Source organism: Zobellella denitrificans, assembly GCF_002237365.1.
GTDB lineage: Bacteria > Pseudomonadota > Gammaproteobacteria > Enterobacterales > Aeromonadaceae > Oceanimonas > Oceanimonas denitrificans.
The window spans coordinates 1-19,409 of sequence record NZ_NMUO01000044.1; the positions used below are offsets into that span (position 1 = coordinate 1).

The following is a 19,409-nucleotide window of genomic DNA, read 5'->3' on the forward strand; positions in this document are numbered from 1 at the left end:
GCCATGCGTGCCTTGCGTTCGGCGGCGGCCTTCTCGTGGCGGGCCTGGCGCTCGGCCTTTTCCCGCTCCAGCCGCGCCTGGCGGGCCTCGAAGCGGTGCTTGGCCCGTTCCGCCAGTTCCGCCTCGCGCTGGGCCTGGCGGATATCGGCCTTGGCCACCCGGTAGTACTGCACCAGGGGGATCTGGCTGGGGCAGACATAGGCACAGGCGCCGCACTCGATGCAGTCGAACAGGTTGTGGCTGTTGAGCTTGTCGTGCTCCTGGGCGCGGGCAAACCAGTACAACTGCTGGGGCAGCAGGCTGGCGGGGCAGGCGTCGGCGCACTGGCTGCAGCGGATACAGGCCAGTTCGTCGCCGGGCGGCGGCAGTTCGGCCCGGGTCGGTGCCAGCACGCAGTTGCTGCCCTTGATGATGGGGGCGCTGGCGCTGTGCAGGGTAAAGCCCATCATGGGGCCGCCCATGATGATGCGCTGCTCCGGCTCGGGAGCGAGCCCGTAGCGTTTGAGCAGGTAGCGCACCGGGGTGCCGATATGCACCCAGGTGTTGCCGGGTTCGGCAAAGGCGTCGCCCGCCAGGGTGACCACCCGGCGGATCAGCGGCTCGTCGTCCACCACCGCCCGTTTCACCGCGAAGGCGGTGCCCACGTTCTGCACCACCATGCCGATATCGGCGGGCAGGCCGTTGTGGGGCACCTGGCGGCCGGTGAGGATCTCGATCAGTTGCTTCTCGCCGCCGGAAGGATACTTGGTGGGCACCGCCACGATCAGGATCTGGTCGTCGTCGTTGGCCGCGCGCAGGGCGGCCAGGGCCTCGGGCTTGTTGTCTTCCACCGCCAGCACCGTCACCCGGGGCTGGACGATATGGCGCAGTATGGCGATGCCCTCGAGGATCTCGGCGGGGTGTTCGCGCATCAGCCGGTCGTCGGCACTGATATAGGGCTCGCATTCCACCCCGTTGATGATCAGCGCCTCTATGGCCTTGCGCCGGGGCATCAGTTTGACGTGGGCTGGAAAGCCGGCGCCGCCCAGGCCGGTGACGCCGGCGGCGTGGATACGCTCCAGCAGCACATCGGCATTGAGTGCCTGGTAGTCGGCGATGGGGAAGCGCGGCCGCCACAGATCTTCGCCGTCGGGCCTGAGCACCAGGCAGGGGCCGTCCAGCCCCGAGGGGTGGCACAGGGGCCTGTCTTCGATGGCGATGATGATGCCCGAGGTGGGGGCGTGCACCGGTATCATCATGGGGTTGAGCGGCTCGGTCAGGGGCTGGCCCTTCAATACCCGCTCGCCGGCCTTGACCTTGAGCCGGGCCGGCTGGCCGATATGCTGGCGCAACTGCAGCACCAGCTCGTCCGGCAGGCCGGCGTCGCCGATGGGGCCCTGGTTGGCCGGCGCCTTGCGTTCGGGCGGATGGATGCCGCCGTGAAAACCGTGCAGCTTGCCTGCGTTCAGATCCTGTAACAGCGACATCTTACTCTACCTGCTTGATGGCGATGGGGTGCAGTTGCCATTTCCAGTTGTCGGGGGTGGCCGGCAGCGGGATCATCTCGATACAGTCGGTGGGGCAGGGATCCACGCACAGGTCGCAGCCGGTGCATTCGTCGCGGATCACGGTATGCAACGCCTTGGTGGCGCCGACGATGGCGTCCACCGGGCAGGCCTGGATGCACTTGGTGCAGCCGATGCACATGTCCTCGTGGATAAAGGCCACCTTTTTCACCGGCTCGGCGGCTTCCTCGCCCATGGCCTGGGGCTCCACCCCCATGAGATCGGCAATCTTGCGCATGGTGGCGTCGCCGCCAGGCACGCACTTGTTGATGTCGTCGCCGTTGGCGACGGCCTCGGCGTAGGGGCGGCAGCCCGGGTAGCCGCACTGGCCGCACTGGGTCTGGGGCAGCAGCTCGTCGAGCTGGTCCACTATGGGGTCGGACTCCACCCGGAAGCGGACCGCGGCAAAGCCCAGCACCAGGCCGAAGATCAGCGCCAGCAGCGCCAGTACCGCGATGGCGATTAAGATATGCATCATGTTACAACTTGACCAGTCCGGTGAAGCCCATAAAGGCCAGCGACATCAGGCCGGCGGTGATCATGGCCAGGGCCGCGCCCCTGAAGGGGGCCGGCACATCGGCCCCGGCCAGGCGTTCGCGCATGGCGGCGAACAGCACCAGCACCAGGGAAAAACCGAGCGCGGCGCCGAAGCCGTACACCAGGCTCTGCATAAAGTTGTGCTGCTCGTTGATGTTGAGCAAGGCCACCCCCAGCACCGCGCAGTTGGTGGTGATCAGCGGCAGGAAGATGCCCAGCAGCCGGTACAGGGTGGGGCTGGTCTTGTGCACCACCATCTCGGTGAACTGCACCACCACGGCGATCACCAGAATAAAAGACAGGGTGCGCAGGTATAAAAGTTCCAGCGGCAGCAGTATGTACTGGTTGACCAGGTAGGAGCAGGCGGCGGCCAGGGTCAGCACGAAGGTGGTGGCCAGCCCCATGCCGATGGCGGTTTCCAGTTTTCCCGACACCCCCATAAAGGGGCAGAGCCCGAGAAATTTCACCAGCACGAAGTTGTTGACCAGCACGGTGCCGACAAACAGCAGCAGGTATTCAGACATGATCACTCGGCGATATTAAATGGCGGCCGGTATTATCGGCCTTTATGCCTCGTTTAACAATGCCACATATTCTATGGGATTATGACAAGGTATTGATTAACATGCCGATAACCGCCAGGGTGCAGAGTGCGAGCGAGCCGTAGTGCATCACCGGCCTGGACACCAGATGCAGCGTCTGCACCGCCAGCCAGTTGCCGAGCAGGGCCGCCGGCACCAGGGGAGCGGCTTGCAGCAACTGGGCCTGGCCGAAATAGCCGCCACCGATCAGCGCAATCACCGACATCAGGCTCGACACCAGGAAAAAGCCCGCCAGGTTGGCGCGGATGCGGTGCATGTCGGCGCCGTGCAGCACCAGCACCATGGGTGGCCCGCCGATGGTGGTGCTGGTGCCCATGACCCCGGACAGAAAACCGCCCAGGGAGAGGGTGGCGCCGTTGGTGGGCAGGGCCAGGTTGCACAGCCGCACCAGCACCCCCAGCATGATGGTGAAGGCGATAAGGATGGCCAGCCACGACTGGGACATCACCCCCAGCAGCCAGACCCCCACCAGGCTGCCGGGAATGCGGGCCAGCAGCGCCGGCGCCAGCAGGTTGAGTTCCAGCCCCTTGCGAAAACGCCAGCCGTTGATCAGGCACATCATCAGGATCACGAAGGACAGGGGGCCGGGCACCAGGGCCGGGTCCAGGTAAAACATCAGGGGGGCGGCGATGATCGCCATGCCGAAGCCGATGGCGGTCTGCACATAGGCGCCGGTAAAGCAGGCCAGGGCGGCGAGCAGCAATACCTGGGGATCGAGTTCGATAATGTCCAGCATGTCAGGGCCTTGGAACAGCAAGCAGGGTGCCATTATGGCCAATGGCGGCAGGTGGGGGAAGGATGAGCGGGGCTGGCCTTATGGATATTCCGGGTTGGCACCACCGGAGCGCAGGCGGCCCGCCTGCAATGTCATTGCATAGGTGACCGTTGCCCCGTCATTGCGGGCGAGCCGCCCTCCCTACGGAGGACAAGACCCGCGCTCCTGACGGTTTCACACCTGGAGCGCAGGCGGCCCGCCTGCCTTGCCGCGCAGCGGCAACCCCTGAAACCCGGGGTTGGGATTGGGAACTCAGGACTTTTCTTCCTGCTTCTGCTCCGCCTGTTGCTGTTGTTCCGCTTGTTTCTTGTCCTGCTCTTTGTCCTGGCCGCCGCAGGCGCCGCAACATCCGCTCATGCTGTTCTCCTCTGGGTTGATGATGTACGGGAGCATAACCCCGTGATGACGAAGGCGCTTTGATCGGGAACAAGAAAGGTGCATTCAGGATGATAGTTAAGAAAGAGGGGAGCGGAGGTAAAGCCAGGCAGGCGGGGGCGCCCGCCTGGCGCACCCTCAGAACAGGGTGTTGGACAGCTGGTACATCTCTTCGTTGAAGGGACGCTTCAGGTGCTTGATGCAGTCGATGATGTCGTGGTGCACTATCTGGTTGTTCTGCAGGCCCACGCAGCGGCCGCCGTAGCCCTCGAGCAGCAGCTCCACCGCCCGCGCGCCCATGCGGCTTGCCATGATGCGGTCCTGGGCGGTGGGGGTGCCGCCGCGCTGGATATGGCCGAGGATGGTGGCGCGGGTATCCCGGCCGGTGGACTCCTGGATTTCCCGGGCCAGGGCGTTCACGTCGCACACGTTTTCGCAGATGGCCACGATGGCGTGCTTCTTGCCTTTGGCCACCCCTTCGTGGATCTGCTTGATCAGCTCGTGCTTGTCGAAGGCGATTTCCGGCACGATAACGTACTCGGCGCCACCGGCCACGGCGGCGGAGGAGGTGAGGTCGCCGCAGTGGCGGCCCATGATCTCCACCACCGAGATGCGGTTGTGGGAACTGCAGGTGTCGCGCAGCCGGTCGATGGCCTCCACCGCCACGTTCAGCGCGGTGTCGAAGCCGATGGTGAACTCGGTGCCGGCGATGTCGTTGTCGATGGTGCCGGGAATGCCGATGCAGGGAAAGCCCATCTCGGTCAGGCGCATGGCGCCCATGTAGGAGCCGTCGCCGCCGATCACCACCAGGGCGTCGATGCCGTGCTTCTTCAGGTTTTCGACCGCTTCCACGCGCACCTTCTCTTCCTTGAACTCGGGAAAACGGGCCGAGCCGAGGAAGGTGCCGCCGCGGGTGATCACGTCGGATACGCTGTGGCGCTCCAGCTGCTTGATGTCGTCCTGGTGCAGGCCCAGGTAGCCGCTGTAGATGCCGAACACTTCCAGGTTGTGGTGCAGGCCGGTCCGCACCACGGCGCGGATGGCGGCGTTCATGCCCGGGGCGTCGCCGCCGCTGGTCAGTACCCCAATTCGTTTAATCATCAACTTGGCCTCAATTCAAAATCGTGGTTGAAACCCGGAAAAGGGGGCATATGTAGTAAAGTTACCGATATGCCCCGACGTTGTCAGGCGCCTGCCTTGATAATGGCAGCAAATTCGTCCGCCTGCAGGGCGGCACCGCCCACCAGGGCACCGTCGATGTCTTCCATGGCGAACAGGCCGGCGGCGCTGGCGCCCTTGACCGAACCGCCGTAGAGGATCTGCACGCCGGCGGCCACGGTGGCGTCCTGCTGGGCCAGGAAGGCGCGGATGGCGGCATGCACGCCCTGGGCAATCTCGGGGGTGGCGGTCTTGCCGGTGCCGATGGCCCACACCGGCTCATAGGCGATGACCGCACTGGCCAGGGCCTGGATGCCGCTTTGGTCGATTACCGCCTGCAGCTGGCGCTCCACCACGGCCTGGGTTTCATTGGCCTCGAACTGCTCCAGGGTTTCGCCGATGCACAGCACCGGTACCAGGCCGGCCTGCTGGATGGCGGCGAACTTGGCGGCCACCACGGCGTCGGATTCCGCGTGCAGGGTGCGGCGCTCGCTGTGGCCCACCAGCACGTACTGCACCCCGAACTCGCCGTACATGGCCGGGGAGTTTTCGCCGGTGAAGGCGCCCTGGGTGTGGACGTCCGCGTCCTGGGCGCCCAGGGCGATGGTGCTGTCGGCCAGCAGCTCCTGGGCCTGGCCCAGGAACAGCACGGGCGGGCACACGGCCACGGCCACGTTGCCGGCCTCGGCGGCGGGCTCCTTGAGGGCGTTGATCAGTTCCGCCACCATGGTCTTGCTGCCGTTGAGCTTCCAGTTACCCATTACCAGTGTTTGTCTCATGAGTTGTTTCCTTTCAGTTAAATAACGTCATTATAGGGATTTGAACCGGGCGAAACCAAGAGCCAGGGCACGGTTTGATGTAATTTTTCGACTTTTGTATGTTTTTGATCAAATGCTGCTCAGCCCGCGCCCCATCGCCGCCACAGCAGGCCCAGGTATTCGTGCCAGGCCAGTTCGCTGCGCCACAGGTAGCGGGCCTGGGGCAGGTAAGTATAAAGCGGCAGGGCGGCGCTGCTCTCCTTGGCCTGGTGATCGACCGGGGCGGCGAGGGGGTGGGCGCCGGCGGCGGCGAACAGCGCCATGGCCCGGGGCATGTGGCTGGCGGAGGTGACCAGCAGCGCCCGGCGCCCGGCAATCAGCGGGGCCATGGCGTCGGCCTCTTCCGCCGTGTCTTTCGGCTCGGGCAGCAGCAACAGGCGCTGGGGCGCGATGCCGAGCGCCACCGCCACCTCGCCGTAGAGTTCGGCGCTGGTGCGGCCTTCGCCGCCCGCATAGCCGCTTAACACCAGCCGGGCCTGCGGGTAGGCGTGGGCCAGGCGCACCCCTTCGGTGATGCGGTAGATCCCGGCCTGGCCGAGCTGGCTCAGCAGCGGCAGGCGCGGATCCGCCACCTGGGCGGCGCCCAGCACCAGTATGTCCTGCACCGGCTCGGCGGTGATCTCATGGGGGGGATAGCGCGATTCCAGCGGCGCCATCAGGGCGTTGGCCACCGGGCGGGTGGAGAGCAGCAGCAATGTTGCCATGGAAAGGACAAGCAGGCAGATCCCGCTGCGCTTTTGCCGAAACAGCAGCAGAAATACCCCGAAAAACCCCAGGATCAGCAGCAGGGGCAGCGGCAATAACAGGCTGCCCAGCCACTTTTTAGCCAAAAACATCGTCTCCATGCACGCACGCGTTTGTTAACCGTGAGGGTTGTGCCAGAATAGCCTCCCCCGAGTCACGAAGAAACACCCAGGTGCAGCGCAATACCAGTTTCGACGGCAAGAGCCATACCTTTTCCCGCAATATCTACGGCACCACCAAGGGCCGCATCCGGCTGGCGGTGCTGGAGCGGGATCTGGACGAACTGCTGCAGGGCCTGCCCCCCGGCCCCCTGCGCATCCTGGACGCGGGCGGCGGTTTCGGCCCCCTGTCCCAGCGCCTGGCGGCCCGGGGCCACAGCGTGGTGCTGTGCGATCTTTCCGCCGAGATGCTGGCCCTGGCCCGGGCCCAGGTAACGGAAAAGGGGCTGGATGAGCGCTTCGACTTTATTCATGGCCCCATCCAGTCGTTATCGGTGGACGAGCTGGGCCGCTTCGACCTGGTCCTGTGCCATGCGGTACTGGAGTGGGTGGAGGATCAGGCGGGGCTGCTGGCCACCCTGGGCGCCTTGCTGGCGGACGGCGGCCACCTGTCGCTGATGTTCTACAATCGTGACGGCCTCTTGTTCCACAGCCTGGTGATGGGCAACTTCGACTATGTGCACGCCGACCTGGTCAAGAAACGACGCCAGAAACTGACGCCGGCCTGGCCCTGCCGGCCGGACCTGGTTTACCGGTGGCTGACGGAGCTGGGCTTTGCTATAACCGGGCGCAGCGGCGTGCGGGTGATCCACGACTATATGGTGGAGCGCGAGGTCAAGCATCAGCGCCCGGACGAACTGATAGCCATGGAACTGGCCCACGCCCGCCGGGAGCCCTTTGTGCACCTGGGCCGCTATATCCACGTGCTGGCGCGCAAGGGCGCCGGGCCGGCCCCCGAGTGAATGGCCCCCCGCCTTCGCGGAGGTGACGGAAAGCGCCTTCGCCGCCGCCGTAGCCGCCGCTTCAGCCGTCGCTGTAGCCGCCGCTTCAGCTGGCGGGAAAGGCGGGAAAGGCAGGAAAGACGTGAAAACGCGAGCCGGGTTTCCCGCTGTTTGCGAGCTTGCGCCACGTAAACGGGCGCCTACCCAGTTTGGGTAGCCGCCGCCGTAGCCGTCGCTGTAGCCGCAGCTTCAGCCGGCGGGCGGGAAAGGCGGGAAAGGCAAAAACGCTGGTTGTTGCCCCAGCAAGAACAAAAGCCGCCGGGCAAGGCCGGGCGGCGCCAACGGTGAAGAGAGCAGAACGATGACGGAAATGTCCCGCACCCTGCCGGACTGGATCGGCTGGGTCAGAGAGGAAAACTTGGGGCTCAACCTGCCCCCCGAGCGGCTGGCCTTCCTGCTGGCGGTGCATATCGTCGGCCGGGGCGGCGAGCAGCCGCAGTTGAGCGAGGCCGAGCTGCACCACGCCTTCGGCTACGTCAGCAAGGGCTTCGCCCAGGCCGACGACACCCTGGCCAGCCGCGCCAACAACGCCATCAACGATCTGGTGCGCCAGCGCCTGCTGAGCCGCTTCCAGGGCGAGCCGGGGGAGGGCGAAAGCCTCTACCGCCTGACCCGCCTGGGGTTGGCCATCGTCGAATTCTTCGCCGCCCAGCGCGAGGTGAGCCAGATCAAGCTCTCGCTGTTGCTGGCGCAGATCGCCCAGGATCTCGACAAGGTGGCCGAGGCCATCGCCGCCGAGCCGGACGAGCAGGCCTGGGCCCAGGAGGTGGAAGGCCGGCTCAAGTACTCGGTGGCCGAGCAGCTGGCGCGCATCGACGACACCCAGCGCGCCATGGACGAGCAGCAGAACGCGGTCAAGGCCAACATTGCCGCCCTGCTCAACAAAAACTGGCACGAGGCCATTTCCGCCTGCGAACAGCTGCTGCGGGAAACCGGCCACACCCTGCGCGAGCTGCAGGACACCCTGGACAAGGCCGGCCATAGCCTGCAGCAGAGCCTGCTCAATATCGAGGAGCGGCTGCAGCAAAGCGTGCGCGGCATCGGGGTGGCGCCCCTGTGCCAGCAGCTGCAGGCGCGGCTGGACGCCATCATCCACTGGGGCAGCCAGTGCATCGAGCTGTGGTCCCGCTACGACCGCCACGTGCACCGCTTTATCCGCACCGCCATCGACATGGACAAGAACCGCGCCTTCAGCCAGCGGCTGCGCGAGTCCATCCGCCATTTCGACAACCACAACTGGCGGCTGCGCCTGGCCCAGGCGCTGCCGTTGCTGGAGCTGCGCGACGAGACCATGGCCGCCTACGCCGAGGAAGTGACCGGCGAGCTGCCCGAGGAGCTGGAATACCAGGAGATGGTGGACCTGGCCGCCGAGCTGTCGGAGCGCATCCGCGGCCATTTGCAGGACTTTCCGCTGACCGGCCGGCCGCTGGATCTGGCCCAGGTGCTCAGGGACTACCTCAACGATTTTCCCCATTACCAACATTTTGATCTCGCCCGCCTGCTGATCGACGAAGCGGTCAAGCTGGGCCATGCCGACGCCGAACGCCAGGGCGCGGCCATGCCGGACTGGCAGACCATCAATGCCCACGGGGCCAAGGTACAAGCACATGTCATCGACCAATACTGAACTCGCCCTGGACTCCCGCCTGGCCCAGGCCATCGCCAACCCGCTGTTTCCGGCGCTGGACAACCAGCTGCGCGCCGGCCGCCACGTGACCGCCGACGAGCTGGAGCAGCACTCGCTGCTGCAGGAATACTTCACCGAGCTGGAGGCCTTTTACCAGCGCTACCAGGTGGAGCTGGTGCGCGCCCCCGAGGGCTTTTACTACCTGCGGCCCCGCTCCACCAGCGAGCTGGGCACCTCCATCCTCTCCGAGCTGGAGATGCTGGTGGGCAAGGTGCTGTGCTACCTCTACCTGAGCCCGGACCGGCTGATCAACGAAGGGGTGTTTTCCCTGGCCGATCTGCAGGAAGAGATTTTGACCCTGTCCAACGAGCAGGCGCTGCTGCGCATGGTGAACCAGCGCGCCGGCGGCTCCGATCTCGACAGGCGCAAGCTGGCCGACAAGCTGAAAAGCGCCATCCGCCGGCTCAAGCGCCTGGGCATGGTCAGCGCCGTGGGCACCCAGGACAAGTTCCGCATCACCGAGGCGGTGTTCCGCTTTGCCGCCGACGTGCGCAGCGATGAGGACCCGCGCGCACTGCAATTGCGCATGATAAAAGACGGCGAGGCCGTGGCCGGCGCCGACAACGAAGAAGAAGAGCAGGAGAACGACCAGTGAGCAGCGTTAACAGAGGCAAGTTTCACTCCCTGACCATGGTCAACTGGAACGGCTTTTTTGCCCGCACCTTCGAGCTGGACGCCCTGGTCACCACCCTCTCGGGCGGCAACGGCGCCGGCAAGTCCACCACCATGGCGGCCTTTATCGCCGCGCTCATTCCCGACTTGAGCCTGCTGCACTTTCGCAACACCACCGAGGCGGGCAGCCAGTCCGGCAGCCGCGACAAGGGCCTGTACGGCAAGCTGCAGCGGGGCCACTGCTATTCGCTGATTGAGGTGGACACCTCCCAGGCCGAGCGGGTCTGGTTTGGCGTGCACCTGGAGCAGGTGGCCAACCGGGACAACAAGGTCAACATGGTGCCCTTTGCGGTGCAGGGCTTGTCTGAAGGGGTGAGCGAGGGCCGGGCCCCCACCGAGCTGCTGCTGAACCGCCTCGACGACGGCCGCGGCCAGGTGCGCTCCCTCAACGAGCTGAAGGCCGCCACCAATGAGGCGGGCCTGCGCTTCACCCGCTTCAATACGGTGAGCGAGTATCACAACTTTTTGTTCGACATCGGCGTGACCCCGCGCAAGCTCAAGGATCAGCGCGACCGGGTGAAGTTCTACCGGCTGATCGAGGCGTCCCTGTACGGCGGCATTTCCAGCACCATCAGCCGCAGCCTCAAGGACTACCTGCTGCCGGAAAACGCCGGCATCCGCAAGGCCTTCAACGACATGGAGGCGGCCATCTTCGAGAACCGCCGTACCCTGGAGGCCATCCGCGAAACCCAGCGCCAGCGTGACCTGTTCCGCCAGCTGATCACCGAAACCACCCTCTACGTGGCCGCCGACTATGTGCGCAACAGCGCCGAGAAAAAGCGGCTGTCGGAGCAGGCCCTGGCCGCGCGCAAGGCCCTGGCCGAGGAGCGGCGCATCCTGGCCGAAGAAAAGGCCCGGCTGATTTATCTGGCCGACGAGCTGGACAACCTCTCCGCCCGGGAACGCATGCTCACCGAGGAGCTGGACATCGCCTCCGAGCACCTGGCCCGGGTGCTGAGCGGGGTCAAGCTCAACGAGAAGATCGAGTCCTACCAACAGGAGCTGGACGAGCTGGAAGAAAAGCTCGCCATCCAGGAGGAAATGCTGGCCGAGCTGCAGGACGAGCATGAAGAGGCCGCCGCCACCAAGGCCTGCGCCGAGGAAGAGGTGGACAGCCTCAAGAGCCAGCTGGCCGACTACCAGCAGGCGCTGGACACCCAGCAGACCCGCGCCATCCAGTACCGCCAGGCCCAACAGGCGCTGGGGGAGGCCAAGGTGCGCTGCGGCCTGCCCGAACTGAGCCCGGAGCAGGCCAGGGAAGAAGAGCAGCGCCACCAGGGCCGCGAGCAGGAACTGACCGCCGTGGTGCTGGAGCAGCGCCAGCAGCTTTCCCTGGCCGAAGCCGCCAGGGCCCAGTACGACCAGGCCCTGGGACTGCTCGAGGCCGTGGCCGGCCCGGTGGAGCGGGCCGCCGCCTTTGGCCGTGCCAACCAGCTTATCGAGCAGGGCCGCGACTACCAGGGCCTGCTGGGGCGGGAAGAGGGCATTCGCCGCGCCCTGCAGGACGCCGAGCAGGCCGCCGAGCGCCGGCAGAAGGTGCAGGCGCTGCAGGCGGAGCTGGCCCGCCACGGCCGCACCGTGCACGACGAGGCCGAACTCGAGCAGCAACTGGCGGAGCTGGAGGAACAAAAGGCCGAGGTGGAAGAACAACTGGCCGACGGCGCCGAGGACAAGCGCCAGCTGCAATCGCAACTGGCGCAGATAGCCCCCCAGGTGACCAAACTGCGCGCCGAGGCGCCCGCCTGGCACAAGGCCCAGGCCAAACTGGAGCGGCTGCGCGAGCTGAGCGGCCAGATGCTGGCCGACAGCGCCGAGGTGACCAATGCCATGCAGCAGGCCCTGCGCGACGAGCACCAGGCCGAGCAGAGCAAGCAGCAGTCGCTGGCCGCCAAGCAGCAGCTGGAGCAGCAGATCCGCCGCCTCGGCAGCGGCGTTGATGCGGATCCGCGGCTGCTCGCCCTGTGCGAGCAGCTGGGCGGCACCCTGCTGGCGGACGTGTACGACGACATCAATGTGGACGACGCCCCCTATTACGAGGCCCTGTACGGCCCGGCCCGCCACGCCATCGTGGTGGCAGACCCCCGGGCGGCGCTGGAGCAACTGCAGGCGCTGGAGGAATGCCCGCCGGACGTGTATCTCATCCAGGGCAACCCGGACGCCTTCGACGAAGATTTGCTGCAGGCCACCGAGCTGGACGGCGCCATCTGGGTGCAGAATGGCGAGCGCCAGCTGCGCTATTCCCGCTTTCCCGCCGAGCCCCTGTTCGGCCGCGCCGCCCGCGAGGCGCGCATAGAGATCCTCGGCGCCGAGCTGGAGGCGGTGAGCGCCCGCTATGCCGAGTCCGCCTTCGCCCAGCAAAAGCACAGCCGGCTCTACCACCAACTGAGCGAGTTCGTGAACGAGGGCCTGCAGCTGGCCTTTGGCCCCAGCCCGGAAGACGCCCTGGCCGAACTGGCCGTGCAGCAGCAGGAGCTGGAGCAGGCGCAGGCCCGGCTGGCCGAGCAGCAGGCCCAGTGGCAGCAGAAACTGGCCCTGCTGCGCGAGCAGCAGGGGCTGCTGCACAAGTTGCTGCCACTGGCCGCCTGGCTGGACGCCGAGGGGCTGGAAGAGCGCCTGGTTGCCGCCCGCGCCGAGGCCGACCGGCTCAAGGCGGCGCGCGACTTTATGGCCGCCCACGGCCAGCGCCTGGGCCGGCTGGCCGAGCAGGTGCAGGTGCTGCGCCAGGATCCCGCCGGTTATGAGTCCCTCAAGGCCCGGGTGGAGCAGGCGGAAGCGGAACTCACCGAGGCCCGCGCCCGCACCTATGCCCTTAACCAGCTGGTGGCGCGGCTGGCGCATTTCGCCTACGCCGATGCCGAGCAACTGCTGAGCCAGAGCTCGGCCATGAACGACAGCCTCAAGGCCAAGCTGGTGCAGGCGGAGGAGGCCCGGCGCAAGGCCGGCCTGCGCGCCGAGCAGCTGGCCGGGCGGGTGAGCGACGCCCTGCAGGCGCGCACCGCCCTGGTGACCGGCCGCGACGCTCGAAGCCAGACCCTGAACGAGTTCCGCGAGGAGCTGGCGGCGCTGGGCATCACCCTTTCCGCCGACATGGAGGACAAGGCCCGGGAGGCCAAGCGCGAACTGGAAAACGACCTGGTGCAGACCCGCAACCGGCGCAGCCAGACCGAGGCCCAGCGCCAGGTGACCAAGCGCGAGATAGAATCCTTGAGCCAGCGCCTGGGCAAGGACGGCCAGGGCTACTTTGCCGCCCGCAAGGCGCTGGTGGCCCACAAGGCCAACTGGGCGAAAGTGGAGCGGCTGGCCCGGGAGCACGGGGTGGAGCGCAGCCTGAGCCGGCCGGAGCTGGCCTACCTGGACGCCGAGGAGCTGAGATCCATCTCCGACAAGGCGCTGGGCGCCCTGCGCATGGCGGTGAACCACGACGAGGAGTTGCGCGACGCCCTGCGCCTTAGCGAGGGCAACCGCAATACCCTGCAAAAGGTGCAGTTCTACATACTGGTGTTCAGCTACCTCAAGGCGCGCATCCGCCACGACATCATCCGCGCCGACGATCCGGTGGAGGCGCTGGAAGAGATGGAAGTGGAGCTGGGCCGGCTGGCCGACGAGCTGAGCCTGCGCGAAGGCCAGCTGTCGCTCTCCTCCCACGAGGTGGCGGCCAAGATCACCACCATCATCCGCCGGGAGCAGAACCGCATCCGCCTGCTCAACCAGGGGCTGCAGAACATCAGTTTCGGCCTGGTGGCCGGGGTGCGGCTCAACGTGAACATCCGCGACACCTACCAGCGCCTGCTGGAGGCCCTGAGCGACCCACAGGGGCGCCACCAGGACCTGTTCAACAGCAAGGAGCTCAGCTTCTCCGAGGCCATGGGCAAGCTGTTCCAGCGGCTCAACCCGCAGCTGGAGCAGGGCGATCGCAGCCCGCAGGTGCTGGGCCAGGCGCTGCTGGACTACCGCAACTACCTGGATCTGGACATCGAGGTGCAGCGCGGCGCCGACGGCTGGCTGCGCGCCGAGAGCGGGGCGCTGTCCACCGGCGAGGCCATCGGCACCGGCCAGGCCATACTGCTGATGGTGCTGCAGAGCTGGGAGGAGGAATCCCGCCACCTGCGCGCCCGGGAAGTGCTGCCCTGCCGCCTGCTGTTCCTGGACGAGGCCGCGCGCCTGGACGCCCGCTCCATCGCCACTCTGTTCGAGCTGTGCGAACGCCAGGACATGCAGCTGCTGATTGCCGCGCCCGAGAACATCAGCCCGGAAAAAGGCACCACCTACAAGCTGATCCGCAAGGTGCACGGCAAGCAGGAGCACGTGCACGTGGTGGGTCTGCGCGGCTTTGCCGGCGCCGCCTGAGCCAAAACGCCCAGGGTGCGTATGAAACGAGCCGTAGGGTCGACTTCCGTCGACCAATAACCCCCAAACGCCCGCCCCGCGGGCGTTTTTATGTCCCAAACCGTCCTGCCGTAGTGAGCGTAGGGTCGACTTCAGTCGACCAATAAACCCCCAGCACCCGCACCCGCGGGCGTTTTTATGTCAAACCGTCCTGCCGTAATGAGCGTACAAGGGTCGACTTCAGTCGACCAATAAACCCCAAGCACCCGCACCCGCGGGCGTTTTTATGCCAAACCGTCCCGCCGTAATGAGCGTAGGGTCGACTTCAGTCGACCAAGAACCCCACCTGGCTCCCATAGTGCAAACCAAAATGCCCTGGCTGCTAAAGTTTCATTTGAATTCCATGCCGGGCGCGGCAAAATACCCCATGACCACAGGGAAGAAGAGAGGCAAGGTCGCCCGCAAGACCCGGGCGGTAGCTTGCCCGCAGCGCCGGAGCCCATCCCGGCCGCAGCTCTTGCCGGATGCGATTGAGAAAAGGACTGCTCCCCATGGTTGTTCTTCCGGTTGGTGAACTACTGTGTTTGCTGTATAAGTATACAGTATATTTTGGGTTGTCCAGATTTTATAAGTAAATTGATGGAGTGCAGTGCGCATATATCTCCAAGACTTAAGTTAAAGTCCAATTTTATCAAATGGTTACAAGATGAGTTCTGTAGATTTCGCGCATGGTTGAACGCAAATATGCGCATGCGCGTTTTTTGCAGCGGCTGATGGTCGATGAAGTCAAAAATGTGGTTTAAATCATTTGATTAGCTTGCTATTCTCACATAAATACGTGAGCGTATATGCGCATGCGCAGTATTAAAATGTTAAGCCCATGTCTAGCTTTGATTAACGAGCATGAATTTATAAAGGAAGCCATGTTAAAAATCGAAATAAATAGCGTAAAAAGCATAAAAAACTTTTATTTTGAAATCCCAATAGAGCAAGGATTGCATGTTATTGCTGGATCAAACGGTATTGGAAAAAGCAGCATTATGGCATTGCTTGCTGTGCCGTTTCGGCCAGCAGTGCTCTGGACGATATTTAATAATTCAAAAGAAGGAAGCAGCGTTTCGTATGAATATGATGGTAAGAAAGATGTTTGGAGAAAAACAGATGGAAAATGGCAGCGTGAAGGTAGCAAATGGGCCGAGATAAAACTTGACGGATTTATTGAAGGCAGTGTTATACATGGCACTAGATTTACCGATAAAAAGGTATTAGACCTATCTGATAAGGTCAAGGACGAACATTTGGTTGACGCAGACTCCTTTATTAATGACAACTTCAGCCACATACTTCATGGAAAGAAGTTCTATCCAACAATTAAGAAGATAAAAAATGCCAAAGTTGCAGAAAAGCTGGGATTTGATTCGGTTCCGTACTTTATGGAGTACGAGGATGGACTTTTAAGCCAATTTTGGCTAAGTAGCGGTGAGAACCTATTGCTCAGTCTTTTGCACTTTCTAAACAACAAAATATTTCAACAAAAAAAGAGAGGAAGCAAACACATTTCCCTTATTTTAATTGACGAGGTCGAGCTGGCTCTTCATCCGGTAGCAATTAGTAGGTTAATAACTCTGCTCAACAGGCTGTCCGATGAATATAACTTGTCTGTATATTTTTCATCCCATTCTACTGAGTTGTTAAGGGCGATAAAGCCTTCCAATATTTATTACCTACAAAGTCTGCCAAACAAATCGATCGAAGTTATAAATCCCTGCTATCCAGCTTACGCTACAAGGTTTTTGTACAATCAGGATGGATACGATATTTTGATCCTTCCAGAAGATGACTTGGCAAAATATGTTATCGACAAAATATTTCAGAAGGAAAGGCTATACGAAGGCAAGCTTTATCACATTTTGCCATGTGGTGATTGGCGAAACACGGTCAGGCTTCATCAGGAAATTTTAGAGGCAAATCTTGCTAGTCACTCTACCAAAGTAATTTCTGTTCTAGACGGTGATGTTGAAAGCGAATTCAACACAGAAAAGAAAAAGAACGCAAATTACGCCCGCCTAAATGTTGCATTTTTGCCAATACCAAGCTTAGAAAAATATCTACATGCTCATTTGATTGATAATGTTGATGCGGATTTCTTCCGGGAGCTTAACGATAGATTCTTTAGGAAAAGGTCATTGGATGAAATAGTTTCAGAATATATTGACTCAGGAATTGAGCGAAAAGGTAAGAAGCTATGGAGTAAATTGGTAAAACACCTAGGCGATGATGGCCTCACAGAGAAAGAATTTCTACGTGAGGTTTCAGAGGCTATTTATCGCAGGCTGGATGTAGAAGTATTAGCTAAAAGAATTAAAGCTCTGTTCTAAAAGGCTTAACAAGCCAATGCACTCGGAGCCAGCTACGTTACGCAATATTTGTGGTGTCGCTTCGCTCTTTTACCAAAAATATTGCTCCACTTCGCCGGCCCGGTGATTGGGGCGTTATGCGAAAAAATAGGAGTTCAGCTTCGATGATAACAAGTGTTTTCTTGAGCCATAATCACGCAGACAAGGAATTTGTTCGAAAATTGGCTAGAGATTTAGGAAATCACAACGTTAAATGCTGGCTTGATGAAGCGGAAATGAAAATTGGGGATTCTCTGATTCAGAAAATTAGAGATGGAATAGATACTGTCGATTATTTTGCTGTAATTTTATCCCCAAATTCAGTAAAAGCGCCGTGGGTGGTAAATGAACTGGATGTGGCAATGAACCATCAGATAAGTGGGAAATCCATCAAAGTTCTTCCGATCATGCTTAAGGAATGCGATCCGCCAGGTTTTTTGGTTGGTAAACTTTATGGCGATTTCAAGGATGAGAGCAAATATATAGAGTCATTTAAAAAACTATTAAACTCTATCGGCGTAGTTTTTAATAAAAACGCGATGAGCGATGACTATTTCCCAAATAATTTAGGGACTGCCGTTGACAAGGCTGCATCTTATAATTTGCCACTAATGAATGCTCCATTTCATCGTCCATTTCAATATATAGGCATGAGCATAGATAGGGCAGAAAAGGCGGTTGGAGTCAAAGCGAATGATGTTGGTAACATCATAGTTGAGAGTGACGAATGCCATATGCTTTTGGAGGCAGAAGGCAATTTTATAAGTTATGTTGATATTGAGCTGAAAAGAACAGCTCCACATAAGCAGGATCAGGAGTTTGATTCTGAATCAATACTTGGAGCATTGAGTATAAGCTTGTCGGAGCTTGAGTTCATAAGAAAGAAAACGCACTACCATACCTACTATGATCATCGTAGAAGATTGAAAGTTGGAGTTTCGTGTCAATATGATGGAGCACCAATTTCTGTAGGCTTTAGTTCAAAATACTACGGCCAGTAGTGCCAACTACGCATAACAAGCCAATGCACGCGGAGCCAGCTACGTTGCGCAAAATGTGTGGTGTCGCTTCGCTCTTTTACCACAAATTTTGCTCCACTCCGATGGCCCGGTGATTGGGGCGTTAGCTTAGAAAATTAAGGAGTACGAGTGTCAATGTGGTGGGAAAAAACTGTTGAGTACCTGTTTGTTATTACCTGTGTGAACAGGGACGCTCTCATGGCTCCCTTGGATGGGAACTACGAGGCGGGTGCTGATTTGATGGCTCGACACGATGATAAGTGGGTGCTGATCGAGTTTAAGCGGAATGCACAGGCCATTGATGATGAGGTCCAGAAATTTGCTGAACCCTCTCTAGATTCGTTTGAAAGCGCTAAATCTGCGCTCGCTGATGAAGATAACCATCACCTGCTCATTTTTGGTGAAAGAGGTGGCGACCAGCCAATTGAACTGAAAGCACTTTCTTATTTCCGGCACCAAACAGTTGATCCCAAAGAGGCACTTGGCTGCGGTGTAACTCAAGAGAAGTTCAATAGTTACTTGTCTGACTTTTTGTATTTCAAATTCGGAGAGGTGGAAGAAGGGTCAGGCGGACGGAGCCTAGATTATTCGACAGTTGTAGCGGTCAGTAGTAATGGTGAGATAACTCATTGCGAAGGACTTGCGAGCTATTGTGAGCGTATGAATCTTGGCCCGGATTTAAACCCAGACCCAGGTCCGACCTCTAAGCCCGGTTTTGATATGGGTGGGCCAAGCTGATGCATGACAAAGCTAACAATCGGCTGCACAGCGACCGATTTTCCGCCGCTTCGCGGCTCCAAACCGGCGCGTGAGCCGGGCGTTAGCTGTATCGAGGGACTATGAGCACTTTATTTGGCGGTAATGTCTACGCAGGATTGGCTGGCATTGATTTGGTGAACGATTCATTCGATCTTGGTAGTGGTATTCTATTACGCAAAGTTTATGCTCATTTATTTTCCCCCTTTATGATGGCGTTCGAGCCAGCGCCTACTGGGAAACATCATCCGGGGCCTTGGAAGAGTGCATCAGGTGGCTTTAGCTTTGACGTTAATGCGGAGCTCTTCATTCCCGAGAATATCGAAACAGAATTCGGCTCAAAGATCGGTGTCGCTAGGACGTTAGTGTTTTTGTTTCGGCTTGGTGTGAATCCGGCGATTACACTCCCCGTTTTTTCTAATCATTCATTTGACACACTTGCAGAAATCCCAGATTCGGATGCAAGACTCTTTCCCTATGAAGTACAGAACCGCCATTTTCCGCTGGGTGTCGCCGGTGGGAAAGTAGATGATGGTGCTGTGCAGTGGGTCAGCGAGCGTTGGTCAAAAACACACGGCCTAATAGAAAACAGCCCCGAGTTCGCACTTGCCGCGCAAGCAATTGATTCCGGTCAGTTTGTTGAGAATCATGCTCTGACGTTAGTTTCACTATGGGGCGCCTTGGAAGCGCTGTTTTCCCCATCAACATCTGAGCTAAAGTTCAGAGTATCGGCTTTGATTGCCTCGTTTCTTGAGGAGGCAGGTGAGAACCGTGCCCAGCGCCAGAAAGCAGTTGCTTCCTTGTATGATAAAAGGTCAGCGGCAGCGCATGGAAAACCTAAACACAAGCCTGAGCATCTTCTTGAAACATTTAACTTGCTTCGTGAAGTTCTGTTTCGAATTATTGAAAGAGGGTCTGTTCCGAAGAAGGAAGAACTCGAAGGTATGCTCTTTGGCGGGCATAAATGAGCTGCCATACAGCTAACAATGCCAATCACGGC

The 19,409-nt window shown here is 60.5% G+C and carries 15 protein-coding genes; 8 read left to right on the forward strand and 7 right to left on the reverse strand.

Going from position 1 to position 19,409, the window contains the following annotated elements:
- The 7 genes from rsxC to CGX12_RS10770 form a co-directional block, all read right to left on the reverse strand.
- On the reverse strand, positions 1-1,466 hold a 1,466-nt coding region (gene rsxC / locus CGX12_RS10740; RefSeq protein ID WP_094039879.1), incomplete at its 3' end, for an electron transport complex subunit RsxC.
- Between the two features lies 1 nt (position 1,467).
- The gene (gene rsxB / locus CGX12_RS10745) at positions 1,468-2,022 is read right to left on the reverse strand and encodes an electron transport complex subunit RsxB (protein WP_094039880.1); all 555 of its coding nucleotides are present in this window, start codon (positions 2,020-2,022) and stop codon (positions 1,468-1,470) included.
- A gap of 1 nt (position 2,023) precedes the next feature.
- A complete protein-coding gene (gene rsxA, locus CGX12_RS10750) occupies positions 2,024-2,605 on the reverse strand; it encodes an electron transport complex subunit RsxA (RefSeq protein ID WP_094039902.1) in 582 nt (193 codons plus the stop codon).
- Between the two features lie 79 nt (positions 2,606-2,684).
- Positions 2,685-3,419, reverse strand: coding sequence for a sulfite exporter TauE/SafE family protein (locus CGX12_RS10755; RefSeq protein ID WP_094039881.1), 735 nt, complete (start codon positions 3,417-3,419; stop codon positions 2,685-2,687).
- Between the two features lie 552 nt (positions 3,420-3,971).
- Positions 3,972-4,934, reverse strand: a complete 963-nt coding sequence (gene pfkA, locus CGX12_RS10760; RefSeq protein ID WP_094039882.1) for a 6-phosphofructokinase — start codon at positions 4,932-4,934, stop codon at positions 3,972-3,974.
- An 83-nt stretch (positions 4,935-5,017) separates the two neighbouring features.
- Positions 5,018-5,770, reverse strand: coding sequence for a triose-phosphate isomerase (tpiA, locus tag CGX12_RS10765; RefSeq protein WP_094039883.1), 753 nt, complete (start codon positions 5,768-5,770; stop codon positions 5,018-5,020).
- A gap of 119 nt (positions 5,771-5,889) precedes the next feature.
- Positions 5,890-6,645, reverse strand: coding sequence for an ElyC/SanA/YdcF family protein (locus CGX12_RS10770; protein WP_232513425.1), 756 nt, complete (start codon positions 6,643-6,645; stop codon positions 5,890-5,892).
- 80 nt (positions 6,646-6,725) lie between these two features.
- On the opposite strand from CGX12_RS10770, the gene CGX12_RS10775 reads away from it, so the two are divergent.
- From CGX12_RS10775 to CGX12_RS19570, 8 genes are all read left to right on the forward strand, one after another.
- Complete coding sequence (locus tag CGX12_RS10775) at positions 6,726-7,514, forward strand: methyltransferase domain-containing protein (RefSeq protein WP_094039885.1); 789 nt, start codon at positions 6,726-6,728, stop codon at positions 7,512-7,514.
- A 340-nt stretch (positions 7,515-7,854) separates the two neighbouring features.
- A complete protein-coding gene (mukF, locus tag CGX12_RS10780) occupies positions 7,855-9,180 on the forward strand; it encodes a chromosome partition protein MukF (RefSeq protein WP_094039886.1) in 1,326 nt (441 codons plus the stop codon).
- The gene (mukE, locus tag CGX12_RS10785; RefSeq protein ID WP_094039887.1) at positions 9,161-9,835 is read left to right on the forward strand and encodes a chromosome partition protein MukE; all 675 of its coding nucleotides are present in this window, start codon (positions 9,161-9,163) and stop codon (positions 9,833-9,835) included. The genes mukF and mukE overlap by 20 nt, the downstream gene beginning before the upstream one ends.
- Entirely contained in the window at positions 9,832-14,259 is a 4,428-nt protein-coding gene (gene mukB / locus CGX12_RS10790) for a chromosome partition protein MukB (protein WP_254918268.1), read from the forward strand. Before mukE ends, mukB begins: the two co-directional genes overlap by 4 nt.
- 902 nt (positions 14,260-15,161) lie before the next feature.
- On the forward strand, positions 15,162-16,616 hold the full coding sequence (locus CGX12_RS10795; RefSeq protein ID WP_176442046.1) for an AAA family ATPase: 1,455 nt from the start codon (positions 15,162-15,164) through the stop codon (positions 16,614-16,616).
- A 143-nt stretch (positions 16,617-16,759) separates the two neighbouring features.
- Positions 16,760-17,635 (forward strand): toll/interleukin-1 receptor domain-containing protein, encoded by an 876-nt coding sequence (locus CGX12_RS10800; RefSeq protein WP_094039889.1) that lies wholly within the window; start codon positions 16,760-16,762, stop codon positions 17,633-17,635.
- 153 nt (positions 17,636-17,788) lie between these two features.
- Positions 17,789-18,391 (forward strand): hypothetical protein, encoded by a 603-nt coding sequence (locus CGX12_RS19565; RefSeq protein ID WP_142995607.1) that lies wholly within the window; start codon positions 17,789-17,791, stop codon positions 18,389-18,391.
- A 101-nt stretch (positions 18,392-18,492) separates the two neighbouring features.
- Complete coding sequence (locus CGX12_RS19570) at positions 18,493-19,377, forward strand: HEPN domain-containing protein (RefSeq protein WP_142995608.1); 885 nt, start codon at positions 18,493-18,495, stop codon at positions 19,375-19,377.
- Positions 19,378-19,409 lie beyond the last annotated feature (32 nt).